This is a genomic window from Siccirubricoccus soli, from assembly GCF_024178315.1.
In the GTDB taxonomy this organism is placed as follows: Bacteria; Pseudomonadota; Alphaproteobacteria; order Acetobacterales; family Acetobacteraceae; genus Siccirubricoccus; species Siccirubricoccus soli.
Map to the genome: position 1 here is coordinate 27000 of NZ_JAMZIK010000037.1, position 24011 is coordinate 51010.

Consider the following 24011-nt stretch of genomic DNA (forward strand, 5'->3'; position numbering starts at 1 on the left):
TGGAGGCGGGGTCTGTCACACTGTCATCGGAATGTGCCACGGGCCCCCGGCAAGTATGGGAATGAGCACCTTCAACCCCGCTGACGTAATCGCGTTCCTGCCCACTCGCGCGGAAGGCAAGGCTTGGCGGACGGCCCGCCGCCGGTGGCCCTCTCATCCTGGTCCGGACTCGCGCGCCGGGCGCATCAGGCCGCCAGCCTCTCGCCCTCGCCCCCCCTCGCGCGCCGTCCCTTCCACCGCGACCTCGCGCCGGTCGAGGTCCACCTGAACGTCGACCCCGGGATCCACGTCGCGCACCGCGGCCGTGATCGAGCGGGCGCAGCCGCCGCACCGCCGAGAAAGGCGCAAGCCGTGATGGCAGCGAAAACCAGCCTGGCGAGGCGGAGGACCAAGCCTTCAGCATCGTCCGGATAGTCCGGCGCGGTTCCGGCTAGAAGGGCTGCTAGGATGACGTCGTTGTCCGCTCGGGTGCCGCGACGAGAGGAAGCCCGGGGCCTCGGGCGGCGGCGCCGTGCCGTGCCGAACCGGCAGTCGGCGAGGACGTTTTTCCCACAAGTCCGCCCGGCGAAGGACAGCTGCGAAGCGGGCAGGAGAAACGCCGCCATGCGGGGCTTCAGGTCTTCCGCCGCACTCGCCGGGGTGCTCGCCCTCGGCGCCTGCGCCGTCGCGCCGCCGACGGGGCCAAACGTCTGGATGGTCCCGCCGGAGGGGAAGGACCTCGCCCAGTTCCAGCGTGAGGACGCCGCCTGCCGGGGCCATGCGCAGCAGCAGATCGGCGGCGGCTCGCCCCAGCAGGCGGCGAACCAGAGCGCCGTCGGCAGCGCCGCGGTGGGCACAGCGCTCGGCGCGGGTGCGGGCGCCCTGCTCGGCGCGGCGGGTGGCAACGCCGGGGCAGGCGCCGCGATCGGCGCGGGAGGTGGCCTGCTGGCGGGCTCGGCTGTCGGCGCCGGGAACGCCCGGGCGTCGGCGGGCAGCCTGCAGCAGCGGTACGATACGGCCTATGTCCAGTGCATGGCCGCGAGCGGCAACAAGATGCCGACGACCGCGGCGGGCACGCCCTACCTCTACGGCCCGAGAACCTACTACGGTGCCCCGTACTACTGGGGTGCCCCGTCGTATTACGGTCCCTACTGGGGTGGCCCCGCGGTGTCGTTCGGGTTCTTCGGTGGCGGCTGGGGCCATCGCCACCATCACTTCGGGTGGCACCACTTCGGTGGCCACCGGCATTTTGGTGGCCATGGCGGCCGCGGCCACCGCCACTAGCGGCCGGAATCTGCCAACCACCGGTCACCAGCTCCGGAACATCGCCCTCATCCATTCCCTGCCAGCTCCGCATCACATGAGCAGCAGGCGGATCCCGGAGGAAACCGATCAGCTGCCCTGCTGTCGCCCGGAGAGCGGCGCTGGCGCAGCCATCTTGTTCTCCGGTGCCCGTGTCGGCCAGCACTGGGCCAGGCGTCCGCTCGCTGAGGCAGCCTAGTCGGGCCGCTTCGGCTCTGCCGTGGGAACGCCGTCCGTGCGGCTTCGGGATCCCTCCGGATCGCCACCGGCCAGGAACTTGTGCCCTTCACGTTCGAGCCAGCAATTGAAGTCGTCCATCGCGGGGCGGTTGCGCTCCCGCCACCTGTCGTCGCGCCTACGTCTCAGCTCCTCGTCCAGCAGGTTGGCCACCGTCCGCGCGGGATAGGGCCTGCCGTCCGGGCCGTAGTGCCCCTGCTCGGCCAGTAGTTCGGCGACGCGATCGAGGTCGCGGTCCAGGTCCTCGGCGGCGAGGCGGCGAGCCTCGGCCATGACGACGGGATTGACCGGGTAGGCGGGCATGGGGCGACCTCCCAGGACGGGTCTTTCGGGTTCACTTGGCACCAAGCTGTCGCGGCCTCTTCGCCCTCAACGAGGAGACGCCCGCACGTGATGCCGTGGATTCTCCGGCTGGCGACGCTCCACACGGTCCACCCCGGCGCCGGATGGATGAGCTGGGCCTCGCCCTGGCCGTCCGCATCGCACCAACCGATCTCGACGGGAAAGCCGCCCAGCTCCAATGACGACGCCTCGAAATCCACTAAGCGGATCCTGAGCACGTCGGCATGCGACGACTGCTTGGTGCCCGAGCTCATCCGTTCTCCTTTCCAACCTCGACGGCAATGGCGCGGTCAGGGAAGTGCTGGGAAACCCAGTCCCGGGCGTAGCTGGGGACGACGTACACAGTGATGGCGTGACCTTCCATGGTCGCGGGCAGCGCCGCCCGCCCGAATGCGGTGTGCGCCTTCCTGAGGACGGCTTTCTCCTCCTCCTGGGTGCACGGCTCCATCCGCAGGATGACCGCGACCTGATGGGGAAAGTCCGGGTCCGGATGCACCGGCAGAAGGAGCACAACCTGTTCGACCAGGCCAGGGAACGCCTTTGCTGCTGCACTGGCAAATCCCCGTAGGTGCGCCGCACCAATGGGACCAATCGCGCCCTCGAGGGTCATGAAGCCTTGTCCCTCTCTGCCTCGCCACGGTCGAGCAGCACGTCCAGGGCACGGTCCATCTCGCGCTTGCGCGCGGCGTGGGCGGCGGCCGAAATCTCGAGGCGCCGCAGCGTCTCCTCGCGTTCATCCCGTCCGATCAGCTCCGTCGACCGCGCCGTTGACAGACCTGCTCCCCTGACCTGCAGGCTCTGGTTGGCGGGCAGCAGCCAAGCGCGGCCGGAGAGCAGCACGCCGTCAATGTCGAGGAACAGAATGGGCGGCATCACGGCACCCGGTCCCGAATGCCAGCATCCAGCACCGGACCGTTGGCCGGAAACCGGGTCGATGCAGGCCGCCGCGTCATGGTCGGCCGCTCCTGGCAAGACAACGCATGCGCACCCGCGTCGAGAAGCGCCCTCCGCCGCCTTCTCTCGTCACCTTAGCGGGCAAGTGGTTGAGGAACATGTTGAGCAGCGCCAGTTCGACCACCTCCTGTACGGTGCGCGCGCCACTGAGCCAGAGCACCCGCTCGACAAGGCCCACGGGAAGCGTGACGTGCAATGTCACCATCCGCCGTCGGCCCAGCAAACCTGCGGCCCGGCCCCGCTTCCGCAGCTCCGTCGCCCGTGGCTCCAGGCTTGGCGGCACTTTCCCGGCGGCGCGGGTCTCGGCCCGGCGGCGCTGGACCCGCCGGAGCGCCGCCCGCAGGTCCGAGTGAACGACAGGGCCGCGGCGTGGCCGTGGCACGAGGCGCCTCCGCCACCCGGCCTTTCTCCTCATACGCAGCATGCCCGTCGCCCCCCATCGCTGTCTTTGTTGCGCTGCGCTGGCGTGCCCGCCGGGCCGCCGGAGGATCCAGCCGCGATCCCGCGCCACGGTCGCGCGAAACTCGCCGCAGCGGACAACGCCAAAGCGCCGTGCCGCGGCCGTCGCAGGCGATACGGGTGCATCCTCTCCAGCCTCATTATCGGCGGAGCGCCCCGACGGAGGCGAGGTGCTCGGCCTCCCGCAGCAGGCTGTCGCCCCAGCAGCCGATGAGGAATGGGGCTGAACATGGGCCGTAATCGGTACAGCCCGATCACCCCATAGGGTCGCCTCCGCTCTTTGCCTGCACGGCGGAGCGGGACGTCGAGCCCGTCCAGCGCTCGACTCCGCTCACCGCGCCCACTCCGGAACTCCGGCGTCGTCCACCGGCCCGGTCGCGCCGGACACAGGATCGATACGGCTCGCCATGGCTCGGGCGAACGCGGCGCGGCCCTGCTGCTCGAGAGTCGGCTCGCCGGTCCACACGATGACGAGCGCGCCGTCCTGATCGGTGCCGACGGATGCCAACTGGGCCATTTCCTGTCGGCCGTTCCGCTTGGCCGGGAACACCACGTCCTCGTGGATGAACTCCTGGACCAGGTCGACCCAGCCGTCCGGCACGTCGATGCCGCCGGGCACGTGGGCGCCGTACTCCGCCCGCAGCCGATCCAGCGCGCCCGGCTCGCCCACGCCGAGCAGAGGAGTGTCCCTTGGCTCGACCGGGTGGTAACCAGCGCGCTCGCCCGGAGCCAGAGTGCAGTAATGGCCGTCGCCCACCTGCAGCACGCCGGGACGGCCCGACAACTCGCTCACCCTGTAGCTGTAGCGCTCGCCCAAGGCTCTTGCGCCGCCCACGAATTCGTCGGCTCTCCGCACGTAGAAGCGGAGCCCACCGAGCTTCTCCTTGATCTGGGAGGCGATGATCCGCTTGCCGGTTCGGTTCATCATCTGGATGGCCAGGCCGCTCAGAACGTCGACGATGGCGAACCAGCCGTCCCCATGTGTGAAGCCATATGCCATGAAGTTCTCGGTCAGAGGCATGTGGCGTCCGACATAGAATCCCGGGTAGCGGTGGAACAGCAGCTGCTCGAGTGCGTCACGCACGAACGTTGCCTCCAGCTACTTCCGATGAGGCTGGGCAGGCGAGGTCGATGCGCACGCCCTCCAGCGCGACCTCGTACATGAGCGTGGACTGGACAGCACGAGCCTCACGGGCCTCCATCTCCCGCGCGGCGAGGACGTCCGCTATCAGGCCAGCGTCCCGGCCGAGCCGCCAGAGGCGCACCGGCTCATCTGCATCCTCCGGCACGTCGTCGCGCGGGATCACCAGGAGATCCCAGTCGCTGTCGGGCCGGTGGAGTCCTCGACGTCGGTCGGGCCGACGGCGGCAGACGGCGGATCTGGCGAAGCCCGTGTCATCACGGGTCCGTCCTTTCCTTGCGGCGCCGCCGGTCGCCCCACCAGAGTTCGGCCAGCCCGAGCCCACAGAACGCAATGCCACCGGCGCCGAAGCCCGTCGTCGCGATCCCGGCTGCCCACATGACGAGAATGACCAGGCGCTCGGCGCCCGAGGCATTTCCGCTGGCGAGTGACGAAGCTGCACGTTCGAGGCTCGCGCTGCCCGCAAGGAGTCCAACCGCGATGGCGGCACACATGCGCCGTTCCATAAGACGTTCCTCCGGGGCGGCACCTCAGTGTGGCTTCCGCCGCCTGCGGTGCTGGGCGCTCCGCTTGCGTCGTCATGATCCCGGCTCCTGCTTGTGCTGCGGAGACGGTCGGGCCGATCGACTGCGCGGTTCCTTGGCCCGCGGTGCCGGTGGCCATCGCCCGGTGCGGTTCTGAACCTGCCTGCGGACCGCCAGCAGGTGTGCGGCGTGCCAGGCCGCCTCGGTCGCGGCTCGCGCGACGCGCCGCACGTCACCGTCGGCCACATGCACGGCGCCCATGCACTCGGAGGGCAGCGCGCCCTGTTCCTCGATGAGCCTGTCGAGGTTGCGGATCTCGAACGGCGGCTCGGCTCTGCCAATGGTGGAGAACAACAACTTCGTCCACGCCTGCGCCAGCATCCAGTTGCCGGTGTAGACGGCGCAATCGCCGACCGCTTCTGCGAGCTGATGCGCAACCAGGGTCGGAGGCATGCCGCGGCCCATTCCGATCAGGTCGGAAGCTTGCCTGTAGGAAGCACTGCCTTCCGCTTCGAGGCGTCTCCAATCAGCCTCCGGCGCCACGAGCCATGTGAGCGTCTGCCGGTCGTCCGGAAATGCGACGGCGATCTCGCGCGGAAGGCATGTGTTTCCGGGGGTGTCGACGCCACCGATTGCAAGGATCGCCACGCGGCGCAGGTATTCGGGCGATCCACGTCCACGAACACTGCTACCGGTCGCGGAGCCGCCGCGACCGGCCTTGCGATCCGAGTTCATGAACTCGCCCCTTCCGTGGCCACGGGTTTGAACTGGCTGCTTGCGAGCGCAGAATGCTTCGGTGCCCTGTCGACCGGCAGCGGCCTGGCGAGCGGTGCGGAGCCTCGCTTCGTCCACGCACGCATCAGGATGGCCTTCGCCCGTTCCGGAGCATCACGTAGCGCTCCATGTTGCTGGTCACGAAATCCCTGATTGCTGCCGGATCGTGGAGCGGCGGCGCGTCCATCTTAAGGTGCCGCGCCATCTTGCACGCCGCCACCCAGGTCGCGGCGAGGTCGGCGTCTCCGGCGAACGGGGGGCCTGTCTCCGGGTCCTCGAGATGCGGCGACACCAGCAAGGCGAACGCGATCCTAGCCTCCTCGGTGGGCAGCTCAATCGCGGTGATGCGGCGGCCGAGCGTATAGCGTCTGCCGCTGAGGGTTCGCGCCCGACCGGCCTCCACGTCCAGCCAGACAACGGAGGTGCTGAGGACCCACGAGAGGCCGCCGGTCCCGGCGTGCTCGACGGCGAACCCGAACAGGGCCTCGGTGCCGTCGGCGAGTTGCACGAGGCACCAGGGGTCCATCACTGCATGCAGCAACCGATCATGATCAGGCACCACGCACCCTCGTGCTGTCAGCTTCCGCTCGGCGCCGACGCGACTCCGCGGCCCGAGGTGGCGGACCATGGCACGCACAGTGCCGTACCTCAACGGAAAAAGCGCTTTCAAAGAGCTTTGGAGCATGTTCAAAGGGATACGCCAAGGATTCGCTGGACAAGCGCCTGACGGCAGGCTGTCAACATTGGCGCCGACAGGGTTAGTTCCGGAAAAGCGGGAGCATGCTGCCTTCGCCGCGGCTCCTCGCCGCTGCACGAATCCTCGCCAACGTGACGCAGGCCGAACTCGCCAAGCGGGCTGGCGTGAGCGTAAGCGCGTTGAGGCGCCTCGAAGTTGGCGACACCAACGCCCGGGTGGCCACCGTGGAGGCGCTGACCAAGGCGCTGATCGCCTGCGGGATCGAATTTCTCTACGACCAAACGGCTGACCGCGAAGGCATTCGGCATGCGAGGCCATCGCGCGGCTCATCAGACAGCGAGGGAAGCGAAATGCCCGGCAGTCAACGAAAGCGGGTGGGTGCCACTCGATCGCGGAGAAGCCGGTCGGAAACAGGGAGCGGCGCTGAATAGTTGCCGCAGCGATCCGCCTGACGAATGGTCCTTGGATCGACCCCGCGGGCTTCAAGGATAGCCCGGGTGGCAGCGAGCACTCGGGCGAGCATCGCGGCGCCGAGCTCCTCCTCGCGCATCAATCGCGCCGCGACGATGCTTGCAGCGAGACCGACGAAGGTGCCCATCGTCGAAATCGCGGTCACGCCCTCGGGGTACTGCCACGAGGTTCCCTCGACGTCGATGATGACGCATCCTGGCTCGGCGTCGTCTCGATGCCAGTTTCCGGCGGAAACGCCGCGCCCGATTGCGGATGCCTCCATTTCTGGCACCCAGAGGCGGACATCGATGCGCACGACCGGGAAGACCACTCGAGCGGCGGCGTAGGCCTCGTCGAGGACGCCGCGGAAGGTCTGGTGGTCACCTGCCGAGCCCTCGTTGTCGTAAGCCAGGAGCATGAGGGCGGGGCGGAGTAGGTCGTCACTCGTCGGGACTGGCATGCGTCACCGGGATCCGAGCGTGGCGCCGACGTCGACGGGTACGGCGCCGCCCGCATCTCGCTTTGGAGCCCTTGGCACCTGGCCGCCCAGGCTGACCAAGGCCGCCATCAGCTTGGTCGCGTCCTGACGCTTCATGCGCCCGTCCGGTGTTGGCAGGCGAATGCCAGCCAGGGTCACCGCCTGCGCCAACAGAGCCATGGCCGCCTCCCAGGGCGCGTCGGGCGCGTCGGCGAACCGGACGCAGTGGAGACGCTGGCGCTCTGGGGTTTCGGCGGCGTCGTGTTCCATGCTGGCCTCCTTGACCTGTAGCCAAGGTGACCTGGGACGAGGGGGAATGGAGCCCACTTTGAGTGTGGGAAGCTGGGATTTCCGCTGAGCCAACCTGCGGGTGCTGCAGAGCGCTCATCCTCGTTGGGCTCTCCCCGCGTTCCTCGAAAGCGGGTGGGAGTCACTCGACCGCGGAAGAGCCGGTCGGAGTCGGGGAATGGCGCAGGAAAGCTGGCCATATATCCGTATGACCGCCTCGGGGCCCAACCTCGTACGTTCGGTCTGCGCCATCCGAGGCTTGCCCGATAGTGCGGAGCTCAGAATTCCGAGCCTCGCATTCGACTAGGTTGGAGAGCTGGAGAAGTCGGCGAAAATCTCATCTTTTGCCGATCGAGTCTCACCTTTTGCCGGTCTGTCCATAGAGATCGGCCAGCGGGGGAGCTTTTTGGAGCCAATCGCCAACCTCCCGAGGACAATTATCCTGGGGAGGTCAGCTCACCCCTGTGCCAACCTTTGAGTCAGGGCGCCCCAATCTTAGCGTGACAGATTCCCAATCTTTGGCTGACACGCCACTTACTGCGTCATTTGGCAGCTTATTCTGGCGCCCGACAGGACGGGTTCAGACGTCGAGGTTCGCCACCTTCAGCGCATTGCTGACGATGAACTCCCGCCGCGGCTCCACCACATCGCCCATCAGGGTGGAGAAGATCTGCTCGGCATCCTCCACATCGTCCACCTTCACCTTCAGCAGCGTCCGCGCCTCCGGGTCCAGCGTGGTCTTCCAGAGCTGGTCGGGGTTCATCTCGCCCAGCCCCTTGAAGCGCTGGATGGCGAGGCCCTTGCGGCCCTGCGTCAGGATGCGGTCCAGCGCCGCCACCGGCCCGGCCACCTTGTGCTCGCCGCCATCCAGCAGCAGCGCGGCGCCGCCGGCATAGTCGCGCGCCAGGGCTTCCCGCCGCTCATCCAGCCAGCGCGCCTCGGCGCTGCGCAGCGCGACGGCGTTCAGCGCGTGGCGCTCCGTCACGCCGCGGACGGTGCGGGCCAGGGTCAGCCCATCGGCGCCGGCCGTGGCGATCCAGCCGCGCTCATGCGCCGGGGCCAGCGCGTCCAGCCGCCCCGCCAGGGCCTGGCCGGCGGCCAGCGCGCGGCTCGGCTCCAGCGTCAGGGCGCCGGCGATCGCCGCCTGCTCCAGGATCTCCACCGGCACCTGCTGCGCCATGCGGCGGACCCGTGCCGAGACCTGGCGCAGCTTCTCCACCTCGCCGCGCAGCGCCTCGCCCGCCACCTCGCGGCCATCGGCCAGCCGCAGCGCGGCGCCGTTCAGCGCCTTCTCCAGCAGGTAATCCTCCAGCGCCCGGTCGTCCTTCAGGTAGCGCTCCTCATTCCCGCGCTTGGCGCGGTAGAGCGGCGGCTGGGCGATGTAGAGATTCCCCTGCTCGATGAGCTGCGGCATCTGCCGGAAGAAGAAGGTCAGCAGCAGGGTGCGGATATGGCTGCCGTCCACATCCGCGTCCGTCATGATGACGATGCGGCCGTAGCGCAGCTTGGTCGGGTCGAAGCCACCCTTGGCCGGCTCGCCCGGGCCGATGCCGGTGCCGAGCGCGGTGATCAGCGTGCCGATCTCGGCGGAGGACAGCATCTTGTCCATCCGCGCGCGCTCCACGTTCAGGATCTTGCCCTTCAGCGGCAGGATCGCCTGGAAGACGCGGTTGCGCCCCTGCTTGGCGGAGCCGCCCGCGCTGTCACCCTCGACGAGGAAGAGCTCGCACTTGGTCGGGTCCTTCTCCTGGCAATCGGCCAGCTTGCCCGGCAGGGTGGAGAATTCGAGGGCGTTCTTCCGCCCCACCTTCTCCCGCGCCAACTGCGCCGCCTTCCGCGCCGCGGCCGCCAGCACCACCTGGTCGAGGACGACCTTGGCTTCCTTCGGATGCGTCTCGAACCAATGGGTCAGGGCGTCGGCGACCGCCACCTGCACCACCGGCTGGACCTCCGAGGAGACCAGCTTGTCCTTGGTCTGGGAGGAGAATTTCGGGTCCGGCACCTTCACGGAGAGCACGCAGGTCAGGCCCTCGCGCATGTCCTCGCCGGAGAGCTCCACCTTCTCCTTCTTCGCCAGCTCCTCGGCATACTTCATCACCACGCGGGTCAGCGCCTGGCGGAAGCCCGCCTGGTGGGTGCCGCCGTCGCGCTGCGGGATGTTGTTGGTGAAGCACAGCGCCACCTCGCGCGGCGAGGTGTTCCACCACATCGCCAGCTCGACGCGGATGCCGATGTCGGTGTCCTTGCTTACCAGGGAGATGGGCGGGCGGAAGAGCGGCTCCTTCCCCTGGTCCAGCCATTCGACGAAGGCCGTCAGGCCGCCGCGGAACTGGAAGAACACCTCCTGCGCCGGGACGTGCCGGTCATCCTTCAGCGCGATGGCCAGGCCGCTGTTCAGGAAGGCCAGCTCCCGCAGCCGCCGCTCCAGGATGGCGAATTCGTATTCGGTCTTGGTGAAGGTCTGGCCGGAGGGCTTGAAGGTCACCTCCGTGCCGCCCGGCGCGTCGGACGGCCCCACCACCTTCAGCGGCTGCACCGTCTCGCCATGCTCGAAGCGGATGAAGTGCTCCTGGCCGTTGCGCCAGATCTTCACCTCCATCCACTCGGACAGCGCGTTGACGACGGCGGCGCCGACGCCGTGCAGGCCGCCGGAGACCTTGTAGGAGTTCTGGTTGAACTTGCCGCCGGCATGCAGGCGCGTCAGCACCACCTCGGCGGCGGAGACGCCCTCCTCGGCATGCAGGTCGGTGGGGATGCCGCGGCCATTGTCGCGCACCGTGACGCTGCCATCGCCGTTCAGCGTGACCTCGACCCGGTCGGCGAAGCCGGCCTGGGCCTCGTCCACCGCGTTGTCGATGATCTCGAAGGCCATGTGGTGCAGGCCGGAGCCGTCATCGGTATCGCCGATATACATGCCCGGCCGCTTGCGGACGGCTTCCAGCCCCTTGAGGACGGTGATCGAGGCGCTGTTGTAGTCATCCCCCCCGTTTTTCTCGGGGCTGGATTCATCGCGCGCAGCGGCGTTGCTCATGCCGGCGGCCTACTCCTTGGGAATGCGGCGGGAAGGTGAGCTGAATATAGGGATTCAGCGGGCTTCCGGCACGGGTAAATCTGTATCCGGAACAAGTTCCCCGCCCGCCGCCCGGAAGCCTTCCGCCAGGCCGCGCAGCGGACGGAAGACCGCCGGATCCGTGCCGGTGAGGAAGCTCTGGGCGGGCAGGGCGGCCAGGGCGGCGAACAGCGTCTCCCGCCGCCTCTCGTCCAGATGCGCCGCCACCTCGTCCAGCAGCAGCAGCGGCGCGAAGCCGCGATGGGCCTCGATCAGCGCCGCATGCGCCAGCACCACCGCCACCAGCAGCGCCTTCTGCTCCCCGGTGGAGCAGAGGGCGGCGGGGATCTCCTTCGGCACATGGGTCATCAGCAGGTCGGCGCGGTGGGGGCCGGAGAGCGTCGCCCCCGCCGCGGCGTCCCGCCCCCGGTTCGCGGCCCAGTCGGCGCGCAGCCCGTCCTCCACCGCCAGCGCCGGGGCGCCGTCCAGCGCGGCGGCCACCGGGCAGGCGAGGCCGAGCCGGGCGGCGGGGAAGCCGCCGGTCACGCCCCCTTTCAGGGTGGCGTTCAGCCGCGCCACCAGGCCGCGGCGAGCGGCGGAAAGCGCCACGCCATGGCGCGCCATGGCATCCTCCAGCCCGGCCAGCCAGGACGAGTCCGCCCCCCGCCCCTCCCGCCGCGCCTGGACCAGCAGCCGGTTCCGCTGCGCCATGGCGTTCTCGTAGGAGGCGACCTCCCGCGCATGGTGCGGCTCCAGCGCCCAGACCAGGCGGTCGAGGAAGCGGCGGCGGTCGCCGGCGCCGTCCTGGAACAGCCGGTCCATCTGCGGGGTCAGCCAGACGGCGGCGACGCGCTCCGCCAGCTCCGCCTGGGTGCGCAACGGGGCGCCATCCAGGCGGAAGCTGCGCCGCTCCGGCCGGCCGCTCTCCGGCGTGCCGGTGCCGAGGTCGAAGCTGCCCCAAGGGCTCTCGAAGCGGCCAGCGGCGGCCCAGGGCAGCAGGGCCTCGCCCTGGCGGCGGCTCAGTTCCGCCGCCCGGGCGCCGCGCAGGCCGCGGCCGGGGCCGAGCAGGCTGATGGCTTCCAGCAGATTGGTCTTGCCGGCACCGTTCTCGCCACTGATGGCGACGATCCGCGCCTGGAACGGCACCGTCAGGGCGGGCCAGCTGCGGAAATCGCGCAGCATCAGGCGGGTGAGGTGCAGCAGGGGGGCGGGCATCAGGCGGCCGGGGCTCCGCCCCGGCTCGGCAGATTCAGCCGGCGAGGCCCGGGGCCCGGACCGGGGTCCGGGGCCAAGTCCCGGCGGAGGCTTGGGGGCAGCGCCCCCAAGGGCTCACGACTCCTCGTCGCGGTCCCCCTCCACCTCGATCTCCTCGCCGATGGCGTCCGCCTCGTCCTCCAACTCCTCGGCATCCTCGACGGCCTCATCGGCCTCGACATCCTCGAGCTCGACATCGTCCCCCTCGGCCTCCGGCACCAGGGCGCGCTTCTTCAGCTTGTCGTCGGCCGGCAGGGCGCCGGCGGCGCGGCGCAGCCGGGGCTGCTCGGCCGGCTGCTCGGTGCCGCATTTCGGGCATATGGCGGGGGCACGGGTCAGGTCGTAGAATTTCGTGCCGCAGGCGACGCAGACGCGCTTGAGGCCCAGTTCGGGCTTGGCCATGGGGTGAAGCCTCGCTTTCAGCGAACCGCCCGCACGAAGGGTTGGCGTGGCGGCTTCGTGCGGGCGGCCAAAATCAGGTCCGGCGCATTGCCACGGGGCGCCCCCCCATGTCAAACGCCGCCCCATGGCCCATTCCGCCGAACCACGCCCGCTGCGCGCCCGCCGCCCCGCACGCGGCCTTTCCGGCACCCACCGCGTGCCGGGCGACAAATCCATCAGCCATCGGGCCTTGATGTTCGGGGCGCTGGCCGTCGGCACCACCGAGATCACCGGCCTGCTGGAAGGCGAGGATGTGCTGCGCACCGCCGCCGCCATGCGCCAGCTCGGCGCCACGGTGGAACAGCTTGGCCCCGGCGCCTGGCGGGTGGCGGGCCGCGGCGTCGGCGGGCTGACCGAGCCGGCCGATGTGCTGGACATGGGCAATAGCGGCACCGCCGCCCGGCTGCTCTGCGGGCTGCTGGCCGGCCACCCGCTTTTCGCGGTGATGACGGGCGACGCCTCGCTCCGGCGCCGCCCCATGCTGCGTGTCACCCAGCCTTTGGCCGCGACCGGCGCCAGCTTCTGGACGCGGGAGGGCGGGCGGCTGCCGCTGGCGGTGCGGGGCGCGGCGGATCCGCTGCCGCTGGAGTACCGGCTGCCCGTCGCCTCCGCCCAGGTGAAATCGGCGTGCCTGCTGGCCGGCCTCTGCGCCCGCGGCACCACCCGGATCACCGAGCCGGAGCCGACCCGCGACCACACGGAGAACATGCTGCGGCATTTCGGCGCCACGGTCAGGGTGGCGGACACGCCCCAGGGCCGGGTCATCGAGCTGGAGGGCCAGCCGGAGCTGGCGGCCGCCCCCATCCTGGTGCCGGGCGACCCCTCCTCCGCCGCCTTCCTGCTGGCCGCCGCCCTGCTGGTGCCGGGCTCCGCCGTCACCGTGGCCAATGTCGGGCTGAACCCGCTGCGGACCGGGCTCTTCGCCACGCTGCGGGAGATGGGGGCGAGGCTGACCGTGACGAATGCCCGCACCGAGGGCGGCGAGCCGGTCGGCGACCTCACCGCCGAATACGGGCCGCTGCAGGGGGTGGAGGTGCCGCCCGGCCGTGCCCCCTCGATGATCGACGAGTACCCGATCCTCGCCGTGCTGGCCGCCGCCGCGCATGGCGAGACGCGGATGCGCGGCCTCGCCGAGCTCCGGGTGAAGGAGAGCGACCGGCTCTCCGCCACCGCCGCCATGCTGGCGGCCAACGGCCTCTCGGCCCGGATCGAGGGCGACGACCTGATCGTCGGCGGCACCGGCGGAGAACTGCCGGGCGGCGGCACGGTGGCGACGCATATGGACCACCGGCTGGCGATGAGCGCCCTGGTCATGGGGCTCGCCAGCCAGCGCCCGGTGGCGGTGGACGATGCCGGTTTCATCGAAACGAGCTTCCCCGGCTTCGCCGCGCTGATGAACAGCCTGGCGGGCGAGCCCGCGATCGCCGCGGCATGACGGCGCCGGTCATCGCCGTGGACGGCCCGGCGGCGGCGGGCAAGGGCACCCTGGCCCGGCGCCTGGCGGCGGAGCTCGGGCTGCCCTACCTGGATACCGGCCTGCTCTACCGCGCCACCGGCCGCCGCGTGCTGGATGCGGCGGGCGATCCGCGCGACCCCGCAACCGCCGCGGCGGCCGCCCGGAGCCTGAGCCCCGCCGACCTCCAGCGTTCCGATTTGCGCGGGCCGGAGGCGGACCGCGCCGCCAGCGCCGTCGCCGCCATTCCGGAAGTGCGCGCCGCCCTGCTGGACTGGCAGCGGGCCTTCGGCCGCACCCATGGCGCGGTGCTGGACGGGCGGGACATCGGCACCGTGGTCTTCCCCGAGGCGCCGGTGAAGCTCTTCGTCACCGCCAGCACGGAAGCCCGGGCGGCGCGGCGCTGGCGGGAGCTGCTGGGCCGCGGCGTGGCGGCGGAACTGGCCACCGTCGCCACCGAAATGGCGGCCCGCGACGCCCAGGATTCCGCCCGCGCCGTCGCCCCGCTGCGGCCGGCGGAGGATGCGGTGGTGCTGGACACCACCGAGCTGGATGCAGAGGCGGCCTTCGCCGCCGCGCTGGCGCTGGTGCGGGAGAGGCTGCGCTAGAGCATGCTGCGTTCGCTTGCGCTCACGCAGCCTGCTCCAGGCCGTTGTTTTGCGAGGATCTTCACGCGTTCAGATGCTTCCGTCTGAACGCGATCTGCTCTAGAACAGATCGCCGCAGGGCGGCATCGCCCGCAGGCGCGAATCTGTTCTGCCAACAAGCGTGCGAAGCAGTTTCGGTGAACGCATGTGAACCGAACATGCTCTAAAACATGGGAACCAGGGAAAGATCGAGGGCCTTGCCCGTTGGTGGGGTGCCGCCCGCGCCCAACGGGGCCGGATCGGTCCCCGGACCCCGATGCGGGTCCCGAGGCTGAGACACTGGACTGAACTTGCAGCAGGATCGGCCGATTCTTCCCCTTGTTTTCCCTGTATTGTTTTGTGCCGCGCGCCATCTGGCGGCCGAACAGGGCTTCCGTTCGCCCCCCCGGATCGCCAATTGGGGCGCGAAATCGCGACGGACCCTGCCTTGATCGAAGACCGCCTTGCCCTGCACACCCGCCCCCGGCCCGCGCCGGAGGGACCAGGGCCGGACCGGCAGAGCCGGATCTGCGGCGTCGCCCCGGTCCAGGCCCTGTTCCTGCGCCGGGCGGATCAGGTGGCGCGGCTCTTCTATGTGCCGGAACGCCGGGGCGTGGCCGGGCCGCTCTGCGCCTATCTCGCCCGCAAGCGCCGCCCCTACCGGGAAGTGCCGGCCGAGGAGCTGGAACGCATTGCCGGCACCCAGCACCATGGCGGCATCTGCGCCATCGCCGCCCGCCGGGTGGCGGAGCCCCTGGCGGGGCCGCTGCCGGAGGGCGTGCGGGCTGCCATGCTGCACCCGGTGCTGGACGGCATCGGCAATCCGCACAATCTCGGCGCCATCGCCCGCAGCGCCGCCTTCCTCGGCTGCCGCGCACTCTTCCTCACCATGGACCCACGCCAGGCGGAGCTGTCCGACGCCGCCTTCCGCACCGCGGAGGGCGGGCTGGAGCATCTCGCGGTGCATCGCCTGCCCGGCCTCGCCTCCCTCCCCGCCGCCCTCGGCCGCCCGGTGCTGACGGTTGCCGCCGTCGCCGCCGGTGGCCAGCCGCCCGAGGCGCTGCCGCGCGACCGCCCCATTGCCCTGGTGCTGGGCAATGAGGAGCAGGGGCTGCGGCCGGAAACGCTCGCCGCCTGCGAGGCGCGGGTGACGCTGCCCGGCTCCGGCCTGGTGGAGAGCCTGAATGTCAGCGCCGCCGCCGCGGTGCTGCTCTACGCGCTGCGGCCGCGGGGCTGAGGCGGGTGGCGGAGGTAACGGAGCTGGATCTGGCCTGGGAGGGCAGCGCCGCCCGGCTGCGCCTGCCGGAGACGCTGGAGCTGCCCGCGATCGGCGCCGCCTGGCGCCACCTCCTCCCCCAGCTCGGCAAGGCGAAGCGGCTGGTGATCGAGGCGAAAGCCCTCGCCAGCCTGGACACCGCCGGGGCGGTGCTGCTGCTGCGGCTGGAACAGGCGGCGCCCACGGAATGGCAGGGGCTGGCGGAGGGCCCGGCCAAGGCGATGCTGGAACGCTGCCGCACCGCCCTCGAGGCGGCCAACCCGCCGCCGCCGCCCCGCCCCCTGCCGCCGGTCGCCGCCCTCGGCCGGGCGGTGGTGAGGACGGGGGCGGACTACCTCTCCCGCATCGGCTTCCTGGGCGAGGTGGTGGTGACCTTCCTCGGCCTGTTTCGCCGCCCGGCGCGGCTCCGCCTCGGGGAGCTGCTGCGCCACCTGGACGAGGCGGGGCTGCGCGCCTTCGGGCTGACCGTCCTGCTGGGGACGCTGATCGGCATCATCCTCGCCTTCCAGTCCAGCATTCCGATGCGGCAATTCGGCGCCGAGATCTTCATTCCGAACCTCGTCGGCATCTCCCTGCTGCGGGAGCTGGGGCCGCTGATGGCGGCGATCATCCTCGCCGGCCGCACCGGCTCCGCCTATGCGGCGGAGCTTGGGACGATGGTGGTGAACGAGGAGGTGGACGCGCTCGGCATCATCGGCATCTCGCCGCTCGCCTGGCTGGTGCTGCCGCGGCTGGTCGCCGCCGTGCTGGTCATGCCGGTGCTCGCCCTGCTGATGGACCTCACCGGCCTCATCGGCATGGGGGTGGTGATGGCGAGCCTCGGCTTCCCGCCCATCGCCGTCATCCACCAGCTCCAGACCGCGGTGAAGCTGGGCGATCTGGCGGGCGGGCTGCTCAAGGCGGCAGTGTTCGGCGGCGCCATCGGCTTCGTCGGCTGCCGCGCCGGGCTGGCCGCCGGGCGCGGGCCGCGGGCGGTGGGCGATGCCGCCACCTCGGCGGTCGTCGCCGGCATCGTTGCCATCGTGGTGCTGGACGGCATCTTCGCCATCCTCTTCTACCGGCTGGGCTGGTAGGCATGGCAGAGAGCGTCATCCAGGTGGAGGACCTCGCCGCCAGCTTCGGCGGGCGGACGATCTTCGAGCACGTCTCCTTCGAGGTGCGGCGCGGCGAGATCTTCGTCATCCTCGGCGGCTCCGGCAGCGGCAAGTCCACGCTGCTGAAGCACATGATCGGCCTCTACCGGGCCAGCGCCGGGAAGGTGGTCATCCTCGGCCAGGAGGTCGGGGCGGTGGAGGGCTCGGCGCGGCGGGCCCTGCTGCGGCGAATCGGCGTCATGTGGCAGTCCGGCGCGCTGTTCGGCTCGCTGGACCTGATGGAGAACGTCATGGTGCCGCTGGAGGAACATAGCGACCTGCCGGAGGAGGCGCGGCGGGAGGTGGCGCGGGTGAAGCTCGGCCTCGTTGGCCTGGGCGACGCGGCGCGGCGCCTGCCGGCGGAGATCTCGGGCGGCATGGCCAAGCGCGCCGGCATCGCCCGGGCCATGGCGCTCGACCCGCCGATCCTCTTCCTGGACGAACCCTCGGCCGGGCTCGACCCCATCACCTCGGCCGGGCTCGACCGGCTGATCAAGCAGCTGGCGCGGGAGATGGGCACGACCTTCGTCGTGGTGACGCATGAGCTGCAATCGATCCTCGCCATCGGCGACCGCTGCCTGATGCTGGACAAGACGGCGAAGGGCGTGATCGCGACCGGCGACCCGAGAAAGCTCAGGGAGGAAAGTACCCATCCCACGGTGCGCGCCTTCTTCCGGCGGGAGGCGATGGAGGAGTGAACCGCGGCCTTTACTTTCGCGTCGGCGCGCTGGTGCTGGCCGGGATCGCTCTGGCGATCGGCTTCGTGCTGTTCTTCACCGCCAACCGTTTCGGCAGCACCGCCTTCCTGTACGAGACCTATATCCGGGAATCGGTGCAGGGGCTGGAGGTGGGGGCGCCGGTCCGCTACCGCGGCGTCGCCATCGGCCGGGTGTCGCAGATCGGCCTCGTCTCCTCGGAATACCGGCGGCCGCAGGGGGACAGTTTCGGCGCCGCCTTCCAGCTCGTCTACGTCCGCTTCCTGGTGGACAGCAGCCGGATCGGCGAGACGCCCTCGATCGAGGAGGCGGTGAAGCAGGGCCTCCGGGTCCGCATGGCCTCCCAGGGCATCACCGGCGTGAATTACCTGGAGGTGGATTTCGTGGATCCGGAGCGCTTTCCCCCGCGTGACGTGCCCTGGACGCCGCGCAACCCCTACATCCCCGCCATCCCCTCCACCGTCGCCCAGGTGCAGACCGCGGCGGAGGAGCTGCTCGCCCGGTTCCGCGACGCCGACCTGCCCGGCAAGCTGGCGGCGCTGGTGGAGGCGCTGCAGGGCCAGCTCAAGGACGGGGAGCTGGCCCAGATGCTGCAGGAGGCCAACCTGCTGCTGCGCAGCCTGCGGGAGACGGCGGAGCGCGCCGACGTGCCGGGCACCATGGCGGAGCTGCGCGGCACGGCCCAGGATGCCCGCGCCCTGCTGGCGGCGCCGGAGCTGAAGCAGACCCTGGCCAATCTGGAAGCCGCCTCGGCCGAGGCGCGGCGGGCGATGGCGCGGCTGCCGGGCACGCTGACCGCGGCGGAGGCGACGCTGCGCGGGGCGCGCAGCACCACCACCGACGTGCAGGCGGAGCTGGCGCCGATCCTGCGGGACCTGCGCGCCGCCGCCAGCAATCTGCGGGACACCACGGAGCAACTTCGCCGCTCGCCCTCGCAATTGCTGCTGGGGGCGCCGCCGCCGGCGCCGGAGGCGCGGCGATGAGGCGGCGCGCGCTCCTCGCCCTGCTGGCGCTGCCGGGCTGCAGCCTGCTGCCGGAACGGCCCTACCGGCCGGTGCAGCGCTTCACCCTCTCGCCGCCGCTGGGGGCGGCGCGGCCGGCGCCGCGGCGGGCGCCGGTGCTGCTGGTGCGGACCTTCCGGGCGGCGCCGGGGCTGGAGGCCCGCGGGCTGCGGGTGCTGGAGGCGGATGGCCAGGTGGTGATGGAGCCCTGGGCGGAATGGGTGGCGCCGCCGGCCGATCTGGCGGAGGAGGCGCTGCGCCGGCAGCTCACCGCCAGCGGCCGTTTCGCCGCCGTCACCGCCCCCGGCTCCCGGCTCCGTGCGGATCTGGTGCTGGAGGCGGAGCTGAGCGGGCTGGAGGCGGTGCGGGCGGAGGGCTTGGCGCGGGCCCGTCTTTCCGGCCTGCTGATGACGGAGGCCGGCGAGGCCGGGCGGGTGCTGGATCAGTTCACCGTGACCGGGGAAGCGCCGCTGTCGGGCACCGGCCCGGCCGCGGAAGCGGCAGCGATGACGGCAGCGCTGGGCGTGGCGCTGGAGCAGGTGGAGGGCAGGCTGGCGACGGCCACGGCGACGGGGCGGCGGTGAGGGGCGGCGCCGCCGCCTGCCGCGTGGACTCGCTGCCCTCGCCGCCGCTATACCCCGGCCGATGACCTGGGTGGACGGCGTAGTGTTGGCGGTGCTCGTCGTCTCGGCGGCGCTCGCTTTCATGCGGGGCTTGGTGCATGAGGTTCTGGGGGTGGGCGCCTGGATCGGCGCCGCCATCCTGGCCCTCATCCTCCGCCCGCAGGTGGCTCCCTTCCTTGCCGGGTCGGTGGACCCGCCCTGGCTGGCGGATGCGCTGGCCGCCGGCGGCATCTTCCTCGTCGTGCTGCTGGTCCTGAAGCTGATCATTGCGCTGATCGCGCGGCGGGTGCAGGATAGTGTCCTGGGCAGCACGGACCGTGCCTTGGGGCTGCTTTTCGGCCTCGGCCGGGGTGCCTTTCTTGTGATCCTCACCTATATCATCGGCGGCATGCTCCTCCCTGCCGCCGAGCGCTGGCCGGAGCCGGTACGCGACGCCCGTTCGCTGCCGCTCGTGGTCGATGGCGCGCGCTGGCTGGTGGCGCATCTGCCGCCCGAATACCGCCCTCGTGTCGCCGTCCCGGACGACAAGCGCGAGCCGACGCTCGAGGACTATATGCGCCCGCCGGCCCGCAACCGGTCGTGAGGAGCCCGATGCCCGAGATGTCCACCCACCCCTGGTCCGGCGAGGACGACAAATTCCACGAGGAATGCGGCGTCTTCGGCGTATGGAACGCGACCGACGCCGCCGCCCTCACCGCGCTCGGCCTGCATGCCTTGCAGCACCGGGGCCAGGAAGCGGCGGGGATCGTCGCCCTCGACGATGGCGGCATCTTCCACGCCCATAAGGGCCAGGGGCTGGTCGGCGACACCTTCTCCGACCCCAAGGTGATGGCAGGGCTGAAGGGTCGCGCCGCGCTGGGCCACAACCGCTACGCCACCACCGGCGAGACCGCGCTGCGCAACGTCCAGCCGCTCTATGCCGATTTCGCCTTCGGCGGCTTCGCCGTGGCGCATAACGGCAACCTCACCAACGCCCTCGGCCTCAGGCGCTCGCTCGTGCAGCGCGGCTGCCTGTTCCAGTCCACGACCGATTCCGAGGTGTTCATCCACCTCATCGCCATCAGCCTCTACTCCACCGTGGTGGACCGGCTGATCGACGCGCTGCGGCAGGTGCAGGGGGCCTATTCGCTGGTCGCGCTGCACAATGGCGCGCTGATCGGGGCGCGGGACCCGCTCGGCGTGCGGCCGCTGGTGCTGGGGCGGCTCGGCGGCGGGGATGGCCAGCCGGTCTCCTGGGTGTTGTCCTCCGAGACCTGCGCCCTCGACATCGTCAGCGCCGAATTCGTGCGCGACATCGACCCGGGCGAGATCATCGTCATCGACGACCAGGGCGTGCACAGCATCAAGCCCTTCGGCAAGCACCAGGACCGCTTCTGCATCTTCGAGTACATCTACTTCGCCCGCCCCGATTCCGTGGTGGAGGGCACGCCGGTGTACGAGACGCGCAAGCGCATCGGCGCCGAGCTGGCGCGGGAGAGCGCGGTGCCGGCCGATGTGGTGGTGCCGGTGCCGGACAGCGGCGTGCCCGCCGCCATGGGCTACGCCGCCGAAAGCGGCATCCCCTTCGAGCTCGGCATCATCCGCAACCACTATGTCGGCCGCACCTTCATCGAGCCGACCGACCAGATCCGCCACCTGGGCGTGAAGCTGAAGCACAGCGCCAACCGGCCGATGCTGGAGGGCAAGCGGGTGATCCTGGTGGACGACAGCATCGTCCGCGGCACCACCAGCAAGAAGATCGTCGAAATGGTCCGCGCTGCGGGGGCGAAGGAGGTGCATATGCGCATCTCCTCCCCGCCCACGACCCATAGCTGCTATTACGGCATCGACACGCCGGAGCGCGGCAAGCTGCTGGCGGCGAAGCACGACCTCGAGGAAATGGCGCAGATCATCGGCGTGGACAGCCTGGCCTATATCTCGCTCGACGGGCTGTACCGGGCGCTGGGCAAGCCGGGGCGGGACCCGGCCAGGCCGCGCTACTGCGACGCCTGCTTCACCGGCGACTACGCCATTCCGCTGACCGACAGCCAGGACAACAACGACCGGCAGCTCTCGCTGCTGCAGGCGAGCTGACCCGACCCCCTAGCCACCGCCCATGACACCGCCTGATGCCATCGCCGCGCCGGTCCCCGGCGCGCGCCGCATGGCCGGCGAAGCCGGATGACACTGCCATGAAGCCGCTTGAAGGATCCGTCGCGCTGGTCACGGGGGCCTCGCGCGGCATCGGCGCGGCGACGGCGCTGGAACTCGCCCGGCTCGGCGCGCATTGCGTGCTGACCGCCCGCACCCAGGGCGCACTGGAGGAGCTGGACGACCGGATCCGCGCCGCGGGCGGGCAGGCGACGCTCTTTCCGCTCGACCTCATCAAGGATGGCGAGAAGCTCGACCTGCTCGGCCCCTCCATCCTCAATCGCTTCGGCCGGCTGGACATCCTGGTGCATGCCGCCGGGCTGCTGGCCAAGCTGACGCCCGTCGCCCACATCATGCCGCGGGACTGGCAGGAGGCGGTGGCGGTGAACCTCTCCGCCACCTGGCGGCTGATCCGCACCTGCGACCCGCCGCTGCGCGCCGCCGCCGCCGGCCGTGCCGTGGTGCTGACCGATACGGTGGCGGCGGAGCCGCGCGCCTATTGGGGCCTCTACGGCTTCGGCAAGGCGGGGCAGCGGCACCTGGCGCTGTCCTGGGCGGCGGAGGTGGCGAACACCCCGCTCCGGGTGAACCTCTTCGATCCCGGGCCGGTCGCCACCCAGCTCCGCGGCACGGCGATGCCGGGGGAGAACCCCGCCAGCCTGACCCAGCCGGCGGAGGTGGCGCCTTCCATCGCCGCGCTCTGCCTGGCTGAAGAGACCCGGCATGGCGCGGTGATCCCGTTCAGCCGGGGCTGAGGCCCACGGCTGTGATCGGCAGCGTGAGGCGGGGCCGGCGGCCCCTCCGGCGCCTGCCCACCTTCGGACCACAGGTGGAAGAAGCGGCGAGGCCATTGCCGGCGCCCCGCAGCGGCGCTACCGGCGGGGGGGTGAATTACCGCCACGCCTTCCATGCCGGGAATTTCGCGGACGCGCTGAAGCACGCCCTGCTGGTCTGGCTGCTGCGGGCCCTCGCCGCCAAGCCGGCGCCCTTCGCGGTGCTCGACACCCATGCGGGGATCGGCGGCTACGACCTGGCCGCGCCCGAGGCGCAGCGCACCGGGGAATGGCATGGCGGCATCGGCCGGTTGCTGGACATCGGGGACGGGCCGCTGGCCGATTACGTCGCGCTCTGCCGCGAATTCGGCGCGCCTGCCGCCTATCCCGGCTCCCCCGCCCTCACCCGCGCCCTGCTGCGGCAAGGGGACCGGCTGATGGCCTGCGAGCTGCACCCGGAGGACCACGCGCTGCTCCGCGCCCGCTTCCGCGGCGACGCCCAGGTAGCGGTACACAAGCGGGATGGCTGGGAGGCGCTGCGCGCCCTGACCCCCTTCCCGGAGAAGCGCGGCCTCATCCTCATCGACCCGCCCTTCGAGCAGGAGGGGGAGTTCGACCGCATGGTCGAGGCGCTGGCGCTGCTGGCGAAGCGCTGCCGCTTCCTGCCGGTGGCCTGCTGGTATCCCATCAAGCACCGCGCCCCGGTGCGCGCCTTCCACCACGCGCTGCAGGACCGAGGGCTGCGGGACCTGGTGGCGGCGGAGCTGTGGCTGCGGGAGCCGGTGGACCCGCAGCGGCTGAATGGCTGCGGGCTGCTGGTCGCCAACCCACCCTTCCGCTTCGAGACGGAGGGCGGCGCCATCCTGGCCGCGCTGCTGGCGCGGCTGGGGGATGGCGAGGCGGGCCAGGGCTGGGCCATGACGCAGGTGGCGGAGGAATAGATGCGCATCGCGGTGCTCGGCGCCGGGGCCTGGGGCACGGCGCTGTCCGTGCAAGCGGCGCGGGCGGGGGCGGAGGTCACGCTCTGGGGCCGCGATGCCGGGCGGGTGGCCGCCATGGCGGCGGCGCGGGAGAATGCGCGGCATCTGCCGGGGGTGGCGCTGCCGGCGGGCATCGCGCTGACGGCGGAGGCGGCGGCGGCGCTGGCCGGGGCGGATTTCGTCGTGCTGGCCGTGCCGGCGCAGCATCTGCGCGGCGTCGTCGCGAGCCTGGCCCTGCCGCCGGCGCTGGTCGCGGCCAAGGGGGTGGAGCGCACGACGCTGCGCCTGCCGCTGGAGGTGCTGGCCGAGACCCATCCGGGCCTCCCCGCCGCCATGCTCTCCGGCCCGAATTTCGCGGCCGAGGTGGCGGCCGGCCTGCCCGCCGCCGCGGTGGTGGCCAGCAGCGACGCGGCGCTGCGGGAGCAGGTGGCGGCAGCGCTGGGGACGCCGGGCTTCCGGCTCTATGGCAGCGAGGATCCGGTCGGCGTCCAGGTGGGCGGTGCGGCGAAGAACGTCATCGCCATCGCCGCCGGGGCGGTGATCGGCGCCGGGCTCGGCGAGAATGCGCGGGCGGCGCTGGTGACGCGGGGCCTCGCCGAGCTGGCGCGGCTGGTGGTGGCGCTGGGCGGCAAGGCGGAGACGGCGGCGGGCCTTTCCGGCATGGGCGACCTGCTGCTGACCGCGACGGGCCCTTCCAGCCGCAACACCGCGCTGGGGCTGGCGCTGGGGCGCGGGCAGAGCATTGACCAGGCGCTGGCCGGCAAGGTGAGCGTGGCAGAGGGCGTGGCAACGGCGCCGGCCCTGGTGGCGCGCGCCACGGCCGCCGGGGTGGAGCTGCCGATCTGCGCGGCGGTGGCGGCGCTGGTGGCGGGCGAGCTGACGGTGCCGGCGGCGATGGAGCAGTTGCTGGCGCGGCCGCGGCGGGACGAGT

General features: G+C 71.4%; 27 protein-coding genes. 14 read left to right on the plus strand and 13 right to left on the minus strand.

Annotated features, from left to right (window positions below; all coding sequences use genetic code 11):
- The first annotated feature begins 603 nt into the window (after positions 1–603).
- A complete protein-coding gene (locus NJ376_RS06710; RefSeq protein ID WP_252952478.1) occupies positions 604–1263 on the plus strand; it encodes a glycine zipper family protein in 660 nt (219 codons plus the stop codon).
- A 213-nt stretch (positions 1264–1476) separates the two neighbouring features.
- On the opposite strand, the gene NJ376_RS06715 is transcribed toward NJ376_RS06710, so the two are convergent.
- The 8 genes from NJ376_RS06715 to NJ376_RS06750 all read right to left on the minus strand — a co-directional run bounded on the left by NJ376_RS06715 (position 1477) and on the right by NJ376_RS06750 (position 6238).
- Entirely contained in the window at positions 1477–1821 is a 345-nt protein-coding gene (locus NJ376_RS06715) for a type II toxin-antitoxin system CcdA family antitoxin (RefSeq protein WP_252952479.1), read from the minus strand.
- Between the two features lie 289 nt (positions 1822–2110).
- Entirely contained in the window at positions 2111–2470 is a 360-nt protein-coding gene (locus tag NJ376_RS06720; RefSeq protein WP_252952480.1) for a hypothetical protein, read from the minus strand.
- Entirely contained in the window at positions 2467–2733 is a 267-nt protein-coding gene (locus NJ376_RS06725) for a hypothetical protein (RefSeq protein ID WP_252952481.1), read from the minus strand. Before NJ376_RS06725 ends, NJ376_RS06720 begins: the two co-directional genes overlap by 4 nt.
- An 871-nt stretch (positions 2734–3604) precedes the next feature.
- On the minus strand, positions 3605–4357 hold the full coding sequence (locus NJ376_RS06730; protein ID WP_252952482.1) for a hypothetical protein: 753 nt from the start codon (positions 4355–4357) through the stop codon (positions 3605–3607).
- A complete protein-coding gene (locus NJ376_RS06735) occupies positions 4350–4580 on the minus strand; it encodes a hypothetical protein (RefSeq protein WP_252952483.1) in 231 nt (76 codons plus the stop codon). The genes NJ376_RS06730 and NJ376_RS06735 overlap by 8 nt, the downstream gene beginning before the upstream one ends.
- 91 nt (positions 4581–4671) lie before the next feature.
- Positions 4672–4920, minus strand: coding sequence for a hypothetical protein (locus NJ376_RS06740; protein ID WP_252952484.1), 249 nt, complete (start codon positions 4918–4920; stop codon positions 4672–4674).
- Positions 4921–4992: 72 nt separating this feature from the next.
- A complete protein-coding gene (locus NJ376_RS06745) occupies positions 4993–5673 on the minus strand; it encodes a hypothetical protein (RefSeq protein ID WP_252952485.1) in 681 nt (226 codons plus the stop codon).
- Between the two features lie 124 nt (positions 5674–5797).
- Positions 5798–6238, minus strand: a complete 441-nt coding sequence (locus NJ376_RS06750; protein WP_252952486.1) for a hypothetical protein — start codon at positions 6236–6238, stop codon at positions 5798–5800.
- A 254-nt stretch (positions 6239–6492) separates the two neighbouring features.
- Between NJ376_RS06750 and NJ376_RS29195 the strand changes: the two genes are divergently transcribed.
- Positions 6493–6840 (plus strand): helix-turn-helix domain-containing protein, encoded by a 348-nt coding sequence (locus NJ376_RS29195; RefSeq protein WP_370288013.1) that lies wholly within the window; start codon positions 6493–6495, stop codon positions 6838–6840.
- On the opposite strand, the gene NJ376_RS06755 is transcribed toward NJ376_RS29195, so the two are convergent.
- The 5 genes from NJ376_RS06755 to NJ376_RS06775 all read right to left on the minus strand — a co-directional run bounded on the left by NJ376_RS06755 (position 6771) and on the right by NJ376_RS06775 (position 12330).
- On the minus strand, positions 6771–7319 hold the full coding sequence (locus NJ376_RS06755) for a hypothetical protein (protein WP_252952487.1): 549 nt from the start codon (positions 7317–7319) through the stop codon (positions 6771–6773). The two genes, NJ376_RS29195 and NJ376_RS06755, sit on opposite strands and share 70 nt — an antisense overlap.
- A 3-nt stretch (positions 7320–7322) precedes the next feature.
- A complete protein-coding gene (locus NJ376_RS06760) occupies positions 7323–7607 on the minus strand; it encodes a hypothetical protein (protein WP_252952488.1) in 285 nt (94 codons plus the stop codon).
- Between the two features lie 598 nt (positions 7608–8205).
- Positions 8206–10656 (minus strand): DNA topoisomerase (ATP-hydrolyzing) subunit B, encoded by a 2451-nt coding sequence (gene gyrB, locus NJ376_RS06765; protein WP_252952489.1) that lies wholly within the window; start codon positions 10654–10656, stop codon positions 8206–8208.
- Between the two features lie 54 nt (positions 10657–10710).
- Positions 10711–11889 carry a DNA replication/repair protein RecF gene (recF, locus tag NJ376_RS06770; RefSeq protein ID WP_252952490.1) on the minus strand — a complete coding sequence of 393 codons (1179 nt, stop codon included), beginning with the start codon at positions 11887–11889 and terminating at the stop codon, positions 10711–10713.
- Positions 11890–12003: 114 nt separating this feature from the next.
- Complete coding sequence (locus NJ376_RS06775) at positions 12004–12330, minus strand: TIGR02300 family protein (protein ID WP_252952491.1); 327 nt, start codon at positions 12328–12330, stop codon at positions 12004–12006.
- Between the two features lie 124 nt (positions 12331–12454).
- Between NJ376_RS06775 and aroA the strand changes: the two genes are divergently transcribed.
- The 12 genes from aroA to NJ376_RS06835 all read left to right on the plus strand — a co-directional run.
- Complete coding sequence (gene aroA, locus NJ376_RS06780; protein WP_252952492.1) at positions 12455–13804, plus strand: 3-phosphoshikimate 1-carboxyvinyltransferase; 1350 nt, start codon at positions 12455–12457, stop codon at positions 13802–13804.
- Positions 13801–14430 (plus strand): (d)CMP kinase, encoded by a 630-nt coding sequence (gene cmk, locus NJ376_RS06785; RefSeq protein ID WP_252952493.1) that lies wholly within the window; start codon positions 13801–13803, stop codon positions 14428–14430. The genes aroA and cmk overlap by 4 nt, the downstream gene beginning before the upstream one ends.
- A 466-nt stretch (positions 14431–14896) precedes the next feature.
- Positions 14897–15685 (plus strand): TrmH family RNA methyltransferase, encoded by a 789-nt coding sequence (locus NJ376_RS06790; RefSeq protein WP_252952494.1) that lies wholly within the window; start codon positions 14897–14899, stop codon positions 15683–15685.
- Positions 15686–15690: 5 nt separating this feature from the next.
- Positions 15691–16797, plus strand: a complete 1107-nt coding sequence (locus NJ376_RS06795) for an ABC transporter permease (protein ID WP_252952495.1) — start codon at positions 15691–15693, stop codon at positions 16795–16797.
- Positions 16798–16799: 2 nt separating this feature from the next.
- Positions 16800–17555 carry an ABC transporter ATP-binding protein gene (locus NJ376_RS06800; RefSeq protein WP_252952496.1) on the plus strand — a complete coding sequence of 252 codons (756 nt, stop codon included), beginning with the start codon at positions 16800–16802 and terminating at the stop codon, positions 17553–17555.
- Positions 17552–18556 carry an MlaD family protein gene (locus NJ376_RS06805; RefSeq protein ID WP_252952497.1) on the plus strand — a complete coding sequence of 335 codons (1005 nt, stop codon included), beginning with the start codon at positions 17552–17554 and terminating at the stop codon, positions 18554–18556. Before NJ376_RS06800 ends, NJ376_RS06805 begins: the two co-directional genes overlap by 4 nt.
- The gene (locus tag NJ376_RS06810) at positions 18553–19158 is read left to right on the plus strand and encodes an ABC-type transport auxiliary lipoprotein family protein (RefSeq protein WP_252952498.1); all 606 of its coding nucleotides are present in this window, start codon (positions 18553–18555) and stop codon (positions 19156–19158) included. Before NJ376_RS06805 ends, NJ376_RS06810 begins: the two co-directional genes overlap by 4 nt.
- Positions 19159–19219: 61 nt before the next feature.
- Positions 19220–19780 carry a CvpA family protein gene (locus tag NJ376_RS06815; protein ID WP_252952499.1) on the plus strand — a complete coding sequence of 187 codons (561 nt, stop codon included), beginning with the start codon at positions 19220–19222 and terminating at the stop codon, positions 19778–19780.
- An 8-nt stretch (positions 19781–19788) separates the two neighbouring features.
- Positions 19789–21270: an amidophosphoribosyltransferase gene (purF, locus tag NJ376_RS06820; RefSeq protein WP_370288018.1), complete on the plus strand. Its 1482-nt coding sequence runs from the start codon at positions 19789–19791 to the stop codon at positions 21268–21270.
- Between the two features lie 98 nt (positions 21271–21368).
- Positions 21369–22082: an SDR family NAD(P)-dependent oxidoreductase gene (locus NJ376_RS06825; RefSeq protein WP_252952500.1), complete on the plus strand. Its 714-nt coding sequence runs from the start codon at positions 21369–21371 to the stop codon at positions 22080–22082.
- 131 nt (positions 22083–22213) lie between these two features.
- Complete coding sequence (locus NJ376_RS06830; RefSeq protein WP_252952504.1) at positions 22214–23041, plus strand: 23S rRNA (adenine(2030)-N(6))-methyltransferase RlmJ; 828 nt, start codon at positions 22214–22216, stop codon at positions 23039–23041.
- Positions 23042–24011 (plus strand): NAD(P)H-dependent glycerol-3-phosphate dehydrogenase (locus NJ376_RS06835; RefSeq protein ID WP_252952501.1); only part of this gene is annotated, 970 nt, incomplete at its 3' end. It abuts the gene before it with no gap.